This window comes from Microbacterium sp. NPDC089188 (assembly GCF_040685155.1).
GTDB lineage: Bacteria > Actinomycetota > Actinomycetes > Actinomycetales > Microbacteriaceae > Microbacterium > Microbacterium galbum.
The window spans coordinates 405515-419606 of sequence record NZ_JBFBHH010000003.1 but is presented as its reverse complement, the minus strand read 5'-3'; the positions used below and the strand labels follow the sequence as shown (position 1 = coordinate 419606).

The 14092-nt window shown below is 70.4% G+C and carries 15 protein-coding genes; 5 read left to right on the top strand and 10 right to left on the bottom strand.

The window, feature by feature from the left end:
- Nucleotides 1-52: 52 nt before the first annotated feature.
- Both AB0N80_RS11870 and dapA read right to left on the bottom strand, forming a co-directional pair.
- A complete protein-coding gene (locus AB0N80_RS11870) occupies nucleotides 53-1729 on the bottom strand; it encodes a ribonuclease J (RefSeq protein ID WP_315993091.1) in 1677 nt (558 codons plus the stop codon).
- Between the two features lie 76 nt (nucleotides 1730-1805).
- Nucleotides 1806-2783, bottom strand: a complete 978-nt coding sequence (dapA, locus tag AB0N80_RS11865; RefSeq protein ID WP_315993092.1) for a 4-hydroxy-tetrahydrodipicolinate synthase — start codon at nucleotides 2781-2783, stop codon at nucleotides 1806-1808.
- Nucleotides 2784-2878: 95 nt separating this feature from the next.
- Between dapA and AB0N80_RS11860 the strand changes: the two genes are divergently transcribed.
- On the top strand, nucleotides 2879-3415 hold the full coding sequence (locus AB0N80_RS11860; RefSeq protein WP_315993093.1) for an NUDIX hydrolase: 537 nt from the start codon (nucleotides 2879-2881) through the stop codon (nucleotides 3413-3415).
- Nucleotides 3416-3428: 13 nt separating this feature from the next.
- Here AB0N80_RS11860 and AB0N80_RS11855 read toward each other — a convergent pair whose 3' ends face one another.
- From AB0N80_RS11855 to AB0N80_RS11845, 3 genes are read right to left on the bottom strand one after another with little or no spacing between them, the layout of a single operon-like run.
- On the bottom strand, nucleotides 3429-4187 hold the full coding sequence (locus AB0N80_RS11855) for an SDR family oxidoreductase (protein WP_363578816.1): 759 nt from the start codon (nucleotides 4185-4187) through the stop codon (nucleotides 3429-3431).
- Nucleotide 4188: 1 nt separating this feature from the next.
- On the bottom strand, nucleotides 4189-4686 hold the full coding sequence (locus AB0N80_RS11850) for a dihydrofolate reductase (protein ID WP_363578815.1): 498 nt from the start codon (nucleotides 4684-4686) through the stop codon (nucleotides 4189-4191).
- Nucleotides 4683-5492 carry a thymidylate synthase gene (locus AB0N80_RS11845; protein WP_363578814.1) on the bottom strand — a complete coding sequence of 270 codons (810 nt, stop codon included), beginning with the start codon at nucleotides 5490-5492 and terminating at the stop codon, nucleotides 4683-4685. The genes AB0N80_RS11850 and AB0N80_RS11845 overlap by 4 nt, the downstream gene beginning before the upstream one ends.
- A gap of 179 nt (nucleotides 5493-5671) precedes the next feature.
- Here AB0N80_RS11845 and AB0N80_RS11840 point away from each other — a divergent pair, with 179 nt between their 5' ends.
- The 4 genes from AB0N80_RS11840 to AB0N80_RS11825 all read left to right on the top strand — a co-directional run bounded on the left by AB0N80_RS11840 (nucleotide 5672) and on the right by AB0N80_RS11825 (nucleotide 8111).
- A complete protein-coding gene (locus tag AB0N80_RS11840) occupies nucleotides 5672-6109 on the top strand; it encodes a thioredoxin family protein (protein WP_363578813.1) in 438 nt (145 codons plus the stop codon).
- Nucleotides 6102-6671: a DUF4395 domain-containing protein gene (locus AB0N80_RS11835; RefSeq protein ID WP_363578812.1), complete on the top strand. Its 570-nt coding sequence runs from the start codon at nucleotides 6102-6104 to the stop codon at nucleotides 6669-6671. The genes AB0N80_RS11840 and AB0N80_RS11835 overlap by 8 nt, the downstream gene beginning before the upstream one ends.
- Before the next feature lie 107 nt (nucleotides 6672-6778).
- Nucleotides 6779-7204 carry an OsmC family peroxiredoxin gene (locus AB0N80_RS11830; RefSeq protein WP_315993099.1) on the top strand — a complete coding sequence of 142 codons (426 nt, stop codon included), beginning with the start codon at nucleotides 6779-6781 and terminating at the stop codon, nucleotides 7202-7204.
- On the top strand, nucleotides 7197-8111 hold the full coding sequence (locus AB0N80_RS11825; RefSeq protein WP_363578811.1) for a TIGR01777 family oxidoreductase: 915 nt from the start codon (nucleotides 7197-7199) through the stop codon (nucleotides 8109-8111). Before AB0N80_RS11830 ends, AB0N80_RS11825 begins: the two co-directional genes overlap by 8 nt.
- A 31-nt stretch (nucleotides 8112-8142) precedes the next feature.
- On the opposite strand, the gene AB0N80_RS11820 is transcribed toward AB0N80_RS11825, so the two are convergent.
- From AB0N80_RS11820 to AB0N80_RS11800, 5 genes are all read right to left on the bottom strand, one after another.
- Nucleotides 8143-8595 (bottom strand): hypothetical protein, encoded by a 453-nt coding sequence (locus AB0N80_RS11820; RefSeq protein WP_363578810.1) that lies wholly within the window; start codon nucleotides 8593-8595, stop codon nucleotides 8143-8145.
- Nucleotides 8592-9404 (bottom strand): 4-hydroxy-tetrahydrodipicolinate reductase, encoded by an 813-nt coding sequence (gene dapB / locus AB0N80_RS11815; protein WP_363578809.1) that lies wholly within the window; start codon nucleotides 9402-9404, stop codon nucleotides 8592-8594. The genes AB0N80_RS11820 and dapB overlap by 4 nt, the downstream gene beginning before the upstream one ends.
- A 211-nt stretch (nucleotides 9405-9615) precedes the next feature.
- The gene (locus AB0N80_RS11810) at nucleotides 9616-10218 is read right to left on the bottom strand and encodes a histidine phosphatase family protein (RefSeq protein WP_315993103.1); all 603 of its coding nucleotides are present in this window, start codon (nucleotides 10216-10218) and stop codon (nucleotides 9616-9618) included.
- A gap of 78 nt (nucleotides 10219-10296) precedes the next feature.
- Nucleotides 10297-11322 carry an aldo/keto reductase gene (locus AB0N80_RS11805; protein ID WP_363578808.1) on the bottom strand — a complete coding sequence of 342 codons (1026 nt, stop codon included), beginning with the start codon at nucleotides 11320-11322 and terminating at the stop codon, nucleotides 10297-10299.
- A gap of 235 nt (nucleotides 11323-11557) precedes the next feature.
- Nucleotides 11558-13855, bottom strand: coding sequence for a polyribonucleotide nucleotidyltransferase (locus tag AB0N80_RS11800; RefSeq protein WP_315993105.1), 2298 nt, complete (start codon nucleotides 13853-13855; stop codon nucleotides 11558-11560).
- Nucleotides 13856-14092 lie beyond the last annotated feature (237 nt).

Here is a 14092-nt window from a genome sequence, read left to right as displayed (position 1 = left end):
ACGACGGAGCGCCGCGGGGGGATCCCCGCGGCGCTCCGCTCTGCTCGGCTGCTCAGGCCTCGATGACCATCGGTACGATCATGGGCCGACGACGAAGCGACTGGTTGACCCAGCGTCCGATCGTGCGACGCACGACCTGGGACAACGCGTGGTTGTCGCGGACCCCCGACTTCGCCGCCTCGGCCAGTGCCGCCGCGATCTTCGGTTTCACGCTGTCGAAGACCTTGTCGTCCTCCGCGACGCCGCGGGCATGGATCTCGGGTCCCGACACGATCTTGCCGGTCGCGGAGTCGACGACGACGATGACCGAGATGAAGCCCTCCTCGCCGAGGATGCGTCGGTCCTTCAGGTCGGCATCCGTGATCTCGCCCACCGATGACCCGTCGACGTACACGAAGCCGATGTCGACCTGGCCCACGACCTCGGCCACGCCGTCGCGCAGATCGACGACCGTGCCGTTCTCGCCGAGGATGGTGTTCTTCTCGGGGATGCCGGTCTCGCGAGCGAGCTTGGCGTTCGCCATCAGGTGGCGGTACTCGCCGTGCACGGGGAGGACGTTCTTGGGCTTGAGGATGTTGTAGCAGTACAGCAGCTCGCCCGCCGCGGCGTGACCCGAGACGTGCACCTTGGCATTGCCCTTGTGCACCACGGTCGCACCGAGCTTCGTCAGCCCGTCGATGACGCGGTAGATCGCGTTCTCGTTCCCGGGGATCTGGCTGGATGCCAGGATGATCGTGTCGCCCTCGCCGGGTTCGATCGCGTGATCCAGGTTGGCCATGCGGCTGAGGACGGCCATCGGCTCGCCCTGCGACCCGGTCGACATGTAGACGATCTTGTCGTCGGGCAGGTCGCGCGCCTTCTTGTAGTCGATGAGCACGCCGTCCGGCACGTTCAGGTAGCCGAGGTCGGCCGCGATCCCCATGTTGCGCACCATGCTGCGCCCGAGCAGCGCCACACGGCGACCGTTCGCGTGGGCGGCGTCGAGCACCTGCTGCACCCGGTGCACGTGGCTGGAGAAGCTCGCGACGACGACACGGCGAGGCGCCTTGGCGATCACCTGGTCGAGCACGGGGCCGATGCCGCGCTCCGTGGGCGTGAACCCGGGCACGTCGGCGTTGGTGGAGTCGACGAGGAACAGGTCGACGCCCTCCTCGCCGAGACGCGCGAACGCACGGAGATCGGTGATGCGACCGTCGAGCGGCAGCTGATCCATCTTGAAGTCGCCCGTGGCGAGAACGAGACCCGCAGGGGTGCGGATCGCGACGGCGAGGGCGTCGGGGATCGAGTGGTTGACCGCGACGAACTCGAGATCGAACGGACCGACCTGCTCGCGCTGCCCCTCCGCCACCGTGAGGGTGTACGGGCGGATGCGGTGCTCTTTCAACTTCGCCTCGATGAGAGCGAGGGTGAGCCCCGAGCCGATGAGGGGGATGTCGCCCTTGAGCTTGAGCAGGTAGGGGACGGCGCCGATGTGGTCCTCGTGGCCGTGGGTCAGCACGACGCCGACGATGTCGTCGAGACGGTGCCGGATGGGCTCGAAATCGGGCAGGATCAGGTCGACGCCGGGCTGGTGCTCCTCGGGGAAGAGCACGCCACAGTCGACGACGAGCAGCTTGCCGTCGTACTCGAAAACGGTCATGTTGCGACCGACTTCGCCGAGGCCGCCGAGCGGGATGACGCGGAGGGTGCCCGCGGCGAGCGCGGGCGGATCGAACGGGGTAGTGGGCATATGTGCCTCCTCGGATGCCGCCGTGCGGCATCCCTCTGTGTGGCGTCCCTGGCCGCGGTTCGGCGGACGCCGATGCTTATCTCGTGGTGCCGTGCACCTTCGGCAGCGCGCCGCCGGCGGCCGCGTTGCGGTCGGGGCGGAAGTTGGAGAAGTCGGCGCCGGCCACGTTCTTCACGAGGGCCAACTCGTCTTCGATGACGGCGGCTTCCCACTCCTCCGGCCCGACGAGGGGCAGGCGGACCCGGGGGCTGCCGATGCGGCCGAGGCCGTGCAGGATGTACTTCGCCGCGACCGTGCCCGGTACGTGCGTCATGACGGCGCGGACGAGCGGTTCGAGGCCTTTGTGCGCAGCGGTGGCGGACGCCAGATCGCCCGCGTTCACGGCATCCACGATCGTCCGGTAGGGCGCGGCGGCGATGTTCGCCGTGACGCCGATGAGGCCGGACGCGCCGATCGAGAGGTGCGGGAGGACATTGGCGTCGTCGCCCGAGAAGTACATCAGGTCGGTCTGGTTGAGCACCCGGCTGACCTCGCTGAAGTCGCCCTTGGCGTCTTTGATCGCGAGGATGTTGGGGTGCTTCGCGAGGCGCAGGATCGTCTCGTACGTGATGGGCACACCCGTGCGGCCGGGGATGTCGTAGAGGATGACCGGCAGGTCGGTCGCGTCGGCGACGAGACGGAAGTGCGTCAGGATGCCGGCCTGCGTGGGCTTGTTGTAGTACGGCGTGACGATCATGATGCCGTCGGCGCCGGCCTTCTCGCTGGCCTTGTAGAGCTCTATCGCGTGCGCGGTCTCGTTCGAGCCGCCGCCCGTGATGATCTTGGCGCGACCGGCCGACACGCTCTTGCCGACCTCGACCAGACGCAGCTTCTCAGGGTCGGTGAGCGTCGAGGTCTCGCCCGTGGTGCCGGTGACGACGATGCCGTCGGCCCCGGCGGTGATGACGTCGTCGATGTGCTTCTCGGTGGCGGGCCAATCGACTTCGCCGTCGGCGGTCATCGGAGTGATGAGCGCGACGAGCACCTGACCGAAGGGATTGCCGGAGTGCGTCATGATCCCAGGTTATCGGTTCGGCGGCGTCCTCCCCCGGCCTCCCCCGCAGTCGGTGTGAACAATGCGTGACGGCGAGGGCGTCCTAGGGTGAGCGCATGGCCTGGACGACCCGCGCGACGCGCACCGTGTACGAGAATCCCTGGATCAACGTCCGCGAGGATGACGTGACCGGCCCGCACGGCGACGGCATCTACGGGGTGGTGCGCATGCAGAACCCCGCGGTGTTCGTCGTCGCGCTGGATGACGACGAGCGCGTCTGCTTCGTCGAGCTCGAGAGGTACACGACGGGTCGTTCGCTCGAGATCCCCGCGGGCGGGTCCGACGGGGAGGATCCGCTCCTCGCGGCGCGACGCGAGCTGCTCGAGGAGGCCGGGGTGACGGCATCCGAGTGGCACGATCTGGGAGCGATGAACGCCCTGAACGGCATCGCCGAGGCCCCCGAGCACGTCTTCCTCGCGCGCGGCCTGTCGATGACGGATGCCACGGCCTCGCAGAGCGAGGAGGGCATCGACGCCGTGCGGTGGATCCCGTTCGCCGAGGCGCTCGCGCTGATCGCGGGCGGCGGCATCACCGACGGGGAGACGATCGCCGCCCTCGCCTTCGCCGGGATCCGGTTGGGTCGGTTCCGCTGAGACGCGAAGGGGATCAGCGCCCGCGTGACGCCGCGCGCACGACCACCGCGTCGGGCAGCAGGCGCGACCCGGCGACCAGGAGCTTGTACCGCCACGACGGCACCGACACCGAGCGCCCCCGTGCGGCGTCGCGCAGTCCCTCGCGCACCACGGTGGCCGCGTCGAGCCACATGCGATCGGGCACGCCCTCCTGCCCCGGAGGGAGGCCGAGGCGCTCGTGGAAGTTCGTGTGCACGAAGCCCGGACAGACCGCCGTCACCGTCACGCCCCGTGGACGGTAGACGACGTTCGCCCAGCGGCTGAACGAGATGAGCCACCCTTTCGCGGCGCCATAGGTTCCGCGCGGCACGAACCCGGCGACGGAGGCCACGTTGACGATGCGGCCGCTCCCCCGCGAGAGCATCGGGGTCAGCGCTGCGTGCGTGAGCCGCATGGCGGCTTCCACGTGCAGTCGCAAGTGGCGAACCTCGGCGTCGACGTCGTTCTCTTCGAAGGCGAGGTCGAGCCCGAATCCCGCGTTGTTCACGAGCACGGCCACATCGCCGACCTGGAGGCGCTCCTCGATGCGCGAAAGAGCGTCGGGCTCGAGGAGGTCGGCGCTGAGGACCTCGACCGCGACGCCGTGACGATCGCGCACCTCGGAGGCGACGGCCTCCAGGGCGGCTGCGTCGCGGGCGACGAGAACGAGGTCGGCGCCGCGCGCGGCGAGCTGCCGGGCGAACTCGGCGCCGAGGCCCGAACTCGCCCCCGTGACCACCGCGGTGCGCGTCATCTCAGTCTCCCCGGTGGTACGTCTCGAAGCGATACCGGATGCCGCTGCGCGAGGTGTGCCATCCCTCGGCGGGGTCGGCGGCGACCCGCGACCAGCCCCGCGTCGACGGAGCGCGGGTGTCGCCGTCGACCGCGAGGTCGAGGCGCGTCACCTCGAGGACGTCGGCGCGGTCGACGGCTTCGGCGTACAGCATGCCTCCGCCGATCACCCAGACCTCGGCTCCGCGGGCCGACGCGAGGGCCTCGTCGAGCGATCCTGCTCGCTCGGCCCCCTCAGCGGTCCACGCGTCGGAGCGGGTCACCACGATGTTGCGCCGCCCCGGGAGGGGGCGGAATCGCGGCGGGAGGGACTCCCACGTGCGACGCCCCATGATCACGTCGCGCGAGCCCGTGACCTCGCGGAAGTGCGCCATGTCTTCGGGGACGTGCCACGGCATCCCGCCCTCGGCGCCGATGATGCCGTCATGGGCTTCGGCCCAGACGAGACCGACCGAGGTCATACGGCGACGGCCGCGCGGATGGCGGGGTGGTGCTGATACCCCTCGACGACGATGTCGTCGTAGGTGTAGTCGAAGATCGAGTCGGGGGTGCGCGCGAAGCGCAGCATCGGGGCGGGGTACGCCTCGCGCGTGAGCTGCTCGGCGACCTGCGCGCGGTGGTTGTCGTAGACGTGGCAGTCACCGCCGGTCCACACGAACTCGCCCGGCTCGAGGCCTGTCTGCTGCGCGATCATCAGCGTCAGCAGCGCGTAGGACGCGATGTTGAAGGGGACACCGAGGAACATGTCGGCGCTGCGCTGGTACAGCTGGCACGACAGCTTGCCGTCGGCCACGTAGAACTGGAAGAGCGCGTGGCACGGCGCGAGCGCCATGTCGGGGATGTCGGCGGGGTTCCACGCCGACACGATCAGGCGACGCGAGTCGGGATCGCGACGGATCTGCTCGACGACCTGGGCGATCTGGTCGATGGTGCCACCGTCGGCGGTCGGCCAGGAGCGCCACTGCACGCCGTAGACGGGCCCCAGCTCGCCGTCGGCGTCGGCCCACTCGTCCCAGATCGTGACGCCGTTCTCCCGCAGCCACGACACGTTCGACTCACCACGGAGGAACCACAGCAGCTCGTAGACGATCGACTTGAGATGCACGCGCTTGGTCGTCACCAGAGGGAACCCCTCGGCGAGGTCGAACCGGATCTGCCGGCCGAACACGCTCGTGGTGCCCGTACCGGTGCGATCGGACTTGTGCACGCCCTGCTCGAGGACGTCGCGGAGCAGGTCTTCGTAGGGCGTCGAGGTGTCGGCGGTCACGAGCTTCACGATACCCGCGTGCGCCCCCGTCACGCCGATCGTCCACACCCGCCCCGCGGCGGCCGGGCCTGGGGAGGAGGGGGATGCCGCAAAGGCCCGGCCGTGAGAACGCTGAGCGGGTGCGTCATGCGAGGACTCATCGGCCCGCGGCCCGTCACGGCGCACTACCGTTGTCCGTCGTGGACCTGACCATCGCCCTGATCTCTGTCGCGGCTCTCGTCGTCGTGGCGACGGCCGCGGGACTCCTCTGGCGCCGCCGCGACGGCCGCGCCCGCGCCATCGACTCGGCCGAGGTCATCGACCCGCGCCGTCTCGGCGCCGACGGCCTGGGCGAGGAGGCGACCCTCCTGCAGTTCAGCACCGAGATGTGCGCGCGCTGCCCCGGGGTCCACCGGATGCTCAGCGAGGTCGCCGATGCCCGCGACGGCGTCCGTCATCTCGACGTCGACCTCACGCACCGCCCCGACATCGCGCAGCACTTCCGGGTGCTGCAGACGCCCACGACGCTCGTGCTCGATCGTCGCGGGGTCGTGCGCACGCGCTTCGGCGGAACGCCCGGCCGGTCGGTCGTCGAGCTCGAACTCGACACCCTGAAGAAGGAGACGGCCCGTGCCTGACATCTCGCGCATCGATGCCCGCGGCCCGCGGTTCGCGGCATCCGTCACCGCCGTTCTGCTGCTGGTCGCGACGCTGCTGAGCCTCGTCGGTATCTCCACGCGCGCCGCCCCGGGGTTCACCGCGTATCAGCCCCTGACGGGAGACAGCTTCTCCCCCTCGTACCCCGCGGTTGGGCAGGCGTCGGTGCTCGAGCGTGCGTCCGACCCCGGCTTCCTGCTCCTGCTCGTGGTCGCCCTCCTGTTCGTGTGGGGCGTCGCCGCTCCGCGCACGGCGCCGTGGAGCGTGCTGTACCGCCGGGTCGTTCAGCCGCGCCTCACTCCCCCCACCGAGTTCGAGGACCCGCGCCCGCCGCGCTTCGCGCAGGGCGTGGGACTGTTCGTGACGGCCGTGGGTCTGCTGCTGCACCTGGCCGGAGTGCCCTGGGCGCTGCCGGTCGCGGCGGCGATGGCCTTCGTCGCCGCGTTCCTGAACGCCGTCTTCGGACTGTGCCTCGGCTGTCAGCTCTACCTCGTCCTGCAGCGCGCGGGACTGCTCGGCCGCCGCGGACCCACCACTGCCTGAGCGGTCCGTGAGACGGGGCTGTCAAGTCCCGCGCAGCGTCGGAACCCCTCGTTAGGCTGGCCGCGTCGCGGTCACCCCCGATCGCGCCGGATCAACGGAGGTTCCCCATGGCCGTCACGAGCGAAGCCACCACCGCCTGGAAAGGCAGCCTGTTCGAGGGATCGGGCGAGGTCACGTTCACCTCGTCAGGCATCGGTACGTTCGACGTGAACTGGAAGGCGCGCAGCGAAGGCTCGAGCTCGGTCACCACGCCCGAGGAGCTGCTCGCGGGCGCCCACTCTGCATGCTTCAGCATGGCGTTGTCGAACGCCCTCGCCGACAACGGCACCCCGCCGACGTCGGTCGACACCACGGCATCCATCACCTTCAAGCCCGGCACCGGTATCACCGGCAGCCACCTCAACGTCAACGCCGTCGTGCCCGACCTCGACGACGCCACGTTCCAGAAGATCGCGGCCGACGCGAAGGCGAACTGCCCCGTGTCGCAGGCCCTCGCCGGTATCGACATCACCCTCGAGGCGACGCTTGCCTGAGACCCCGGCCCGACGCGTCGTCATCGCCGGCGCGTCGGGCCTCATCGGCTCGGCGCTTCTCGACTCCCTGCGAAGCGACGGCGTCGAGGTCACCTCGCTGGTGCGCCACGCCCCCTCGGCCCCGCACGAGCGGCAGTGGCTTCACGATGCCACTCCTCTCGACCCCGAGGTCATCGCCGGGGCCGACGCGGTGGTGTGTCTGAACGGTGCCTCGATCGGCCGTTTCCCGTGGACCCCGTCGTACAAGTCGACGCTGCTGTGGTCGCGGGTGACGCCGACGCGCACGCTGGCCGCTGCCGTCCGCGCTCTCGGCGATGATGCCCCGGCGCTCGTGAACGCGAGCGCGACCGGCTTCTACGGCTCGCAGCCGCGCGTCGAGCTCACCGAGGGCTCGCCCCGCGGCACGGGCCTTCTCGCCGACATCTGCGTGGAGTGGGAGTCCGCCGCCCGGGACGCGGGTGACAAGGCGCGCGTCGCGCTCCTGCGCACGGCCCCCGTCGTGCACGAGCAGGGCGTCCTGAAGCCCCTGCTGCTCCTCACCAAGCTCGGCATCTCAGGGCCCATCGGACGCGGGACCCAGGTGTGGCCGTGGATCTCGCTCGACGACGAGGTGCGCGCCATCCGTCACGTGATCGACTCCGAGATCGACGGCCCCGTCAACCTGACGGGCCCGACCCGGGCGACGGCGAACGACCTCGGATTCGCCCTGGCGCGGCGCATGAACCGCCCGTACGTGCTGCGCGCGCCGATCTGGGGCGTCAAGCTCGCTCTCGGGACGGATGCCACCGAGGCCCTCCTCACCTCCGACGCCGACGTGAAACCGACGGTCCTGAACGACACGGGCTTCTCTTTCACGCACCGAACGGTCGAGGACGCGGTCGCCTCCGCCGTCCCCGCGGCCGACTGACGAGCGACGGCGGAGCGGCGACCGCGCGGACTCAGCGCCCGCGTCGCTCCGCCGCCTCGAGACGGATCGCGGTGCGCACGGCCTCGCGCGCACGCCGACGGTCACCCGCGGCGTCGTAAGCCAGAGCGAGACGGTAGCGCGCGCGCCAGTCGGCGGGATCAGCCTCGACCTCGGCGCGATAGCGCGGAAACAGGGCGTCGCCGTCGGCGCGTTCGACGCGCCCGCTCGGCCGCACGGGCAGGTCTTCGTCGGGGAGTCCGCCCTCGGCGTCGAGCCTCTCGCCGATCTGCTGCGCGCGCACACCGAACCACAGCTCGCGCCCGATGGCCCAGAGGGCGAGCGACGGCAGGACGAGAAGGGCGATGCCCATGACCACGCCGACGGTCTCGCCGCTGGCGAGCAGGACGAGCGCCCGTTGCCCCGCCAGGACGACGTAGAGCAGAAGCAGCACCGTCATGACGGCGACGGCGATGCGGACCCTCATGCGCTCGTCGCGCTCGCGACCTGACCCGACACGTCGCCGTCCGACACCGGGGCGCCGGTCTCGACCGGCCGCGTGCGCACGCCGATGTCGATGAAGCTGTCGAGACCGATGGTCACGCCGCGCGCCTCGCGAGCCGCCGCGAGGGCGATGCGGACCCCCGGCGCGTATGCCGTGGTCGGGTCGATCGTGTCGTGCACGATGGTGAGCGACTCTCCCGCGCCCGAGAGCACAGTCTCCTGGCGGGCGATCACGCCGGGACGTCGAAGCGAGTGGATCGGAACGGATGCCACGCGCTGGCCCCGAGCACGCTGGTCGACGTGCGGTGACTCGACGGGACCGACGTCGGCGCGGGCCGAGGCGATGAGCTCGGCCGTGCGCACCGCGGTGCCGCTGGGCGAATCGACCTTCGTGTCGCGGTGGGCCTCGACGATCTCGATCGACGGGAAGAACGGGGCCGCGGCAGCGGCCAGGGCACTGCCGATGACCGACCCGAGCGAGAAGTTGGGGATGAAGACGACACCCGTCCCGGCCGCCTCCGCGAGGGGGCGGACGAGGGCGATGCGCTCGTTCGACCACCCCGAGGTGCCCACGAGCACGTTGAGTCCGCGGTCGATGGCGGCGCGGACGACGTCGATGGACACCGCGGGCGTCGAGGCGTCGACCACGAGGTCGGCTCCGTCGAGCTCGGCGAGATCGGACTGGGAGCCGAGCACGGCGGCGACCTCGTATCCGTCCTCGGCCTCGACGACCTCGCGGATGACTCCGCCGAGCTTGCCTGTTCCGCCCACGATGGCAACGCGTGTGGTCATGCCACCAGCCTAGGCGTCGGCGCCGTCGCGGGTCGGGCACTGTCCACAGACGCGCCGCGCGAGCGGCATCCGGAGCGGAGTGCCGCCGGCAGCGCACAAGCCGGCGGCGGGGTGGACCGGCAGCCGGATCGCACCACCAGCCGGATCAGACCGGCCGTCTCGTCCGCGGCAGCCCGATCGGATGGGCGGCCCGATCGGACCGGCAGCCCGGTCAGACCGGCAGCGGGTCGACCAGTCCCGTGCGCAGTTCGACCGGCAGGTGCGCCAGGTCGTTGTGCGACAGCAGCGTCCAGGGGCGGCCCTTCTTCTGCGCGATGACCGTGAGTCCGCAGTACGCCTGGTTGATCGTCATCCAACGCCAATCGGGAGCCTGCAGCACCTCGCGGACGAACCACGAGATGACGAAGTTGTGGGTGATCACCAGCTCGTGCACCTCCCCCGCCTTGCGGGCGAGGAACTCGGCGGTCGCGTCGGCCATCTGCGCGCGTCCCGCGTCGATCTCGGCCTCGGTCACCGAGCCGAAGAACGGCTCGTACGCGGCCGGGGTCTCGGGCGTCATTCCGGTGGGGACGCAGTCGAACAGCAGCGCCGACGACTCCGGCGAGACCGACGGGAGGCGGTCGGCGACGGCGCGCGCGGTCTGCGCGGCGCGCTCGAGGGGCGAGTGCCACACCGCGTCGAGGGGAAGACCCGACAGCCGATCGGCGAGCAACGCCGCCTGACGCTGGCCGCGCGGCGACAGGGGGCCGTCGGAGAGGCCGTGCTCGGCATCCTGGTGCTCGCCATGGCGCACCAGGTAGATGTAGTGCGTCACGTCAGCTCACCCCGTTGTCGATCTGCCGTCCCCCGGCCGGTCCTCCCAGCCTACGTCACGCCCCGGTGGGGGCGGCCCTCACTCGGCGGCGCGCGCGATGTCCGACAGCTGGGAGCGGCTGAGCCGCACGCCCACGGCGCGCATGCATTCCACCACGTGGCGCGGAGCGAAGGCGTTGACGATGGGCGCGGTGATGATCTTCTGCGCGAGCAGCCATGCCACCGCCACCGCCGCATCCGGGATGCCGAGTTCGTTGCCGACGGTGTCGAGCGCGCGCAGGACCCGCGAGCCGCGCCGGTTCAGGTGGGCCGCGACCTGGGAGCCGCGCACCGACTGCGTCGACTGACCGCGCGTGCGCGTCTCGCCCGCGAGGAAACCGTGAGCGAGAGGATGCGACGGGGTCACCGCCATGTTCTGGGCGGACGCGATCAGACGCACATCTCCGTCGAATTCCGAGCGCCGCAGCACGTTGTACGGCACGTCGAGCACCGTGATGCGGGGATACCCCGCCGACGACAGGATGCGCGCCTCCACGAGCTGGGCGGCGGTGTATCCGTGGGCGCCGATCGCGCGCACCTTGCCGGAGTCGACCAGCCACTCGCTCGTGGCGAGGGTGTCCTCCAGCATCGCCGTATCGCCACGGGCGGCGTCGAGCGAGAGGACGTCGATGCGATCGGTGCCCAGGCGCGTGAGCGACGCCTCGACCGCCCGCACGAGGTTCACGGAGTCGAGACCGGGGTTGTCGGGATGACCGCCCACCCGCACGGTCAGGACGGTGTCATCGCGAAGGCGGCGCGACCGCATCCACGCGCCGATGATGTACTCGCTGCGGCCGGCCGCGTAGCTGTCGGCGGTGTGCACGGCGTTGCCACCGAGCTCGACGTAGGCGTCGAGGATCTCGTGGCTGGCGCCGGCGTCGACGTTCCAGCCGAACTCCCCGCCGCCGAGGAAGAGCGGGAAGACGTCGAAGCCGGTCTCGCCGAGGGGGACGCGCACGTGGGAGCCGAGGCCCGGCCCCTGCAGGGTGATGGGGGCGGACGGGTGCGGAGCGCGATCCCGACGCAGGCGCGGCGAGGCCGTCTCGTCGACGCCCGAGCCGCCCATGGTGAGATCCCCTCTCGCGCCGGGAACCGGTGCGGATATGCCGCACGCCCTCGCCCCCCGACGTTCTTCGAGCGTATGCGTTCGCCCTGACGAGGCTGCGGTTTCACCCGGCCCGGCGATAAACATTGCGTAACGCTTGCGCGCGGCGCTGTCACATGAGCCCCGCTGACCACTTGCGTCACACGACGGATGCCCGCCCCGCATCGAGCGGGACGGGCATTCGGTGATCGCGCGATCAGCCTTCGGCGGGAGCCTCGGGGCCCTCGCTCGCGGCGGCCGAGCTCTGCGTGTCGGCGGGCTCGGGCGTGGTGGCCTCCTCGTCGAGCACGGGCTCGAGCGAGAGCTTGCCGCGGTCGTCGATCTTCGTGATGCGCACGAGGATCTTGCGGCCGACCGAGAGCACGTCTTCGACGTTCTCGACGCGCTTGCCACCGGCGAGCTTGCGGACCTCGCTGACGTGCAGCAGGCCGTCCTTGCCGGGGAGCAGCGAGACGAACGCACCGAAGGTCGCGATCTTCACGACCGTTCCGAGGAACTGCTCGCCCACCTCGGGGTTGGTCGGGTTGGCGATCGCGTTCACCTGGGCACGGGCAGCCTCGGCCGAGGGTCCGTCGGTCGCGCCGATGTAGACGGTGCCGTCCTCCTCGATGGAGATCTGCGCGCCGGTCTCATCCTGGATGGCGTTGATCGTCTTGCCCTTGGGGCCGATGAGCTCACCGATCTTGTCGACCGGGATCTGCACGCTGATGACGCGGGGCGCGGTGGGCGCCATCTCGTCGGGAGCGTCGATCGCGGCGTTCAGGACGTTGAGGATCGTCAGACGAGCCTCCTTCGCCTGGGTGAGGGCGGCGGCCAGCACCGACGACGGGATGCCGTCGAGCTTGGTGTCGAGCTGGATCGCGGTGATGAACTCGGAGGTACCTGCGACCTTGAAGTCCATGTCGCCGAGGGCGTCTTCGGCGCCGAGGATGTCGGTCAGCGCGGCGTAGCGGGTCTGTCCGTCGACCTCGTCGGTCACCAGACCCATGGCGATACCGGCGACGGGAGCGCGAAGGGGCACACCCGCGTTCAGCAGCGACAGGGTCGAGGCGCAGACAGAGCCCATCGACGTCGAACCGTTCGAGCCGAGGGCCTCGGACACCTGACGGATCGCGTAGGGGAACTCCTCGCGGCTGGGCAGCACCGGCACGAGCGCGCGCTCGGCCAGGAAGCCGTGGCCGATCTCGCGACGCTTCGGCGACCCCACGCGACCGGTCTCACCGGTCGAGTACGGCGGGAAGTTGTAGTGGTGCAGGTAGCGCTTGCTCGTGATGGGCGAGAGCGAGTCGATCTGCTGCTCCATCTTGAGCATGTTCAGCGTGGTGACGCCCAGGATCTGGGTCTCGCCGCGCTGGAAGATCGCCGAGCCGTGCACGCGCGGGATGACCTGCACCTCGGCGTCGAGCGGGCGGATGTCGGCCAGGCCACGGCCGTCCATACGGACGCCCTCGGCGAGGATGCGACCGCGGACGATCGTCTTGGTGACCGACTTGTACGCGGCGTTGAACTCCAGCGTCGCGACAGCGGGCAGCTCGCCCGACTCGACGGCGGCGAGCAGCTGCTCCTTGACCGAGGTCTTGACCTCGTCGTCGGCGTTCTGACGCTCCTGCTTGTCGGCGATCTGGTATACCGGCACCAGACGGTCGTAGGCGCGACCGGCGACGAAGTCGTAGGTCTCCTGGCTGTAGGCCGGGAAGACGGGGAACGACTGGATCTCCTTCGACGCGGTGCGAGCGACCTCGTTCTGCGCGTCGACGAGCTGGCGCAGGAACGGCTTCGCGGCCTCGAGACCCTCGGCGACGACCTGCTCGTTGGGCTTGGTCGCACCGCCCTTGATCATGTTCCAGCTGCCCTCGGTGGCCTCGGCCTCCACCATCATGATGGCGACGTCGCCGTCGTCGAGCACGCGGCCCGCGACGATGAGGTCGAACACGGCGTCCTCGAGCTGGGTGACGGTGGGGAATGCGACCCACTGGTCGGCGTGCTCGCCCTGGCCGGGGATGAGCGCCAGGCGCACACCCGCGATGGGGCCCGAGAACGGCAGACCCGAGATCTGGGTCGACATGGATGCCGCGTTGATGGCGAGGGCGTCGTAGAACTCGCCGGGTGCGATCGACAGCACGGTGACGACGATCTGGACCTCGTTGCGCAGGCCGTCGACGAACGACGGGCGCAGCGGGCGGTCGATGAGGCGGCACACGAGGATGGCCTCGGTCGAGGGGCGACCCTCGCGACGGAAGAACGAGCCGGGGATCTTGCCCGCGGCGTACGAACGCTCTTCGACGTCGACGGTCAGCGGGAAGAAGTCGAAGCCCTCACGGGGGTGCTTGCCGGCGCTGGTGGCCGACAGGAGCATCGTCTCCTCGTCGAGGTAGGCGGCGACGGCGCCCTGGGCCTGCTGGGCGAGGCGTCCGGTCTCGAAACGGATGGTACGGGTGCCGAAGCGGCCGTTGTCGAGAACGGCCTCGGCGGCGGTGATTTCTGGACCTTCCAAGAGGTCCCTCCTTCTTTGTTTAGGCTCGCCGCCCCGTGTGGGCGACGAGCTGACATGCGAAGGAGCAGGAACAGGCAGAAAGGGCGCGCCGACGAATCGACCCGGAAGTCCCGGCGACTGGCCACCAGTAGACGACCACCCGGCGTTCCGACGGGGAGTCCACCACAGGGGACCAGCGTCTGCCGGCCTGCTCCGTGAGCTCATATGTAGTTGAGCGGATGCCAAGACGGCATTCGG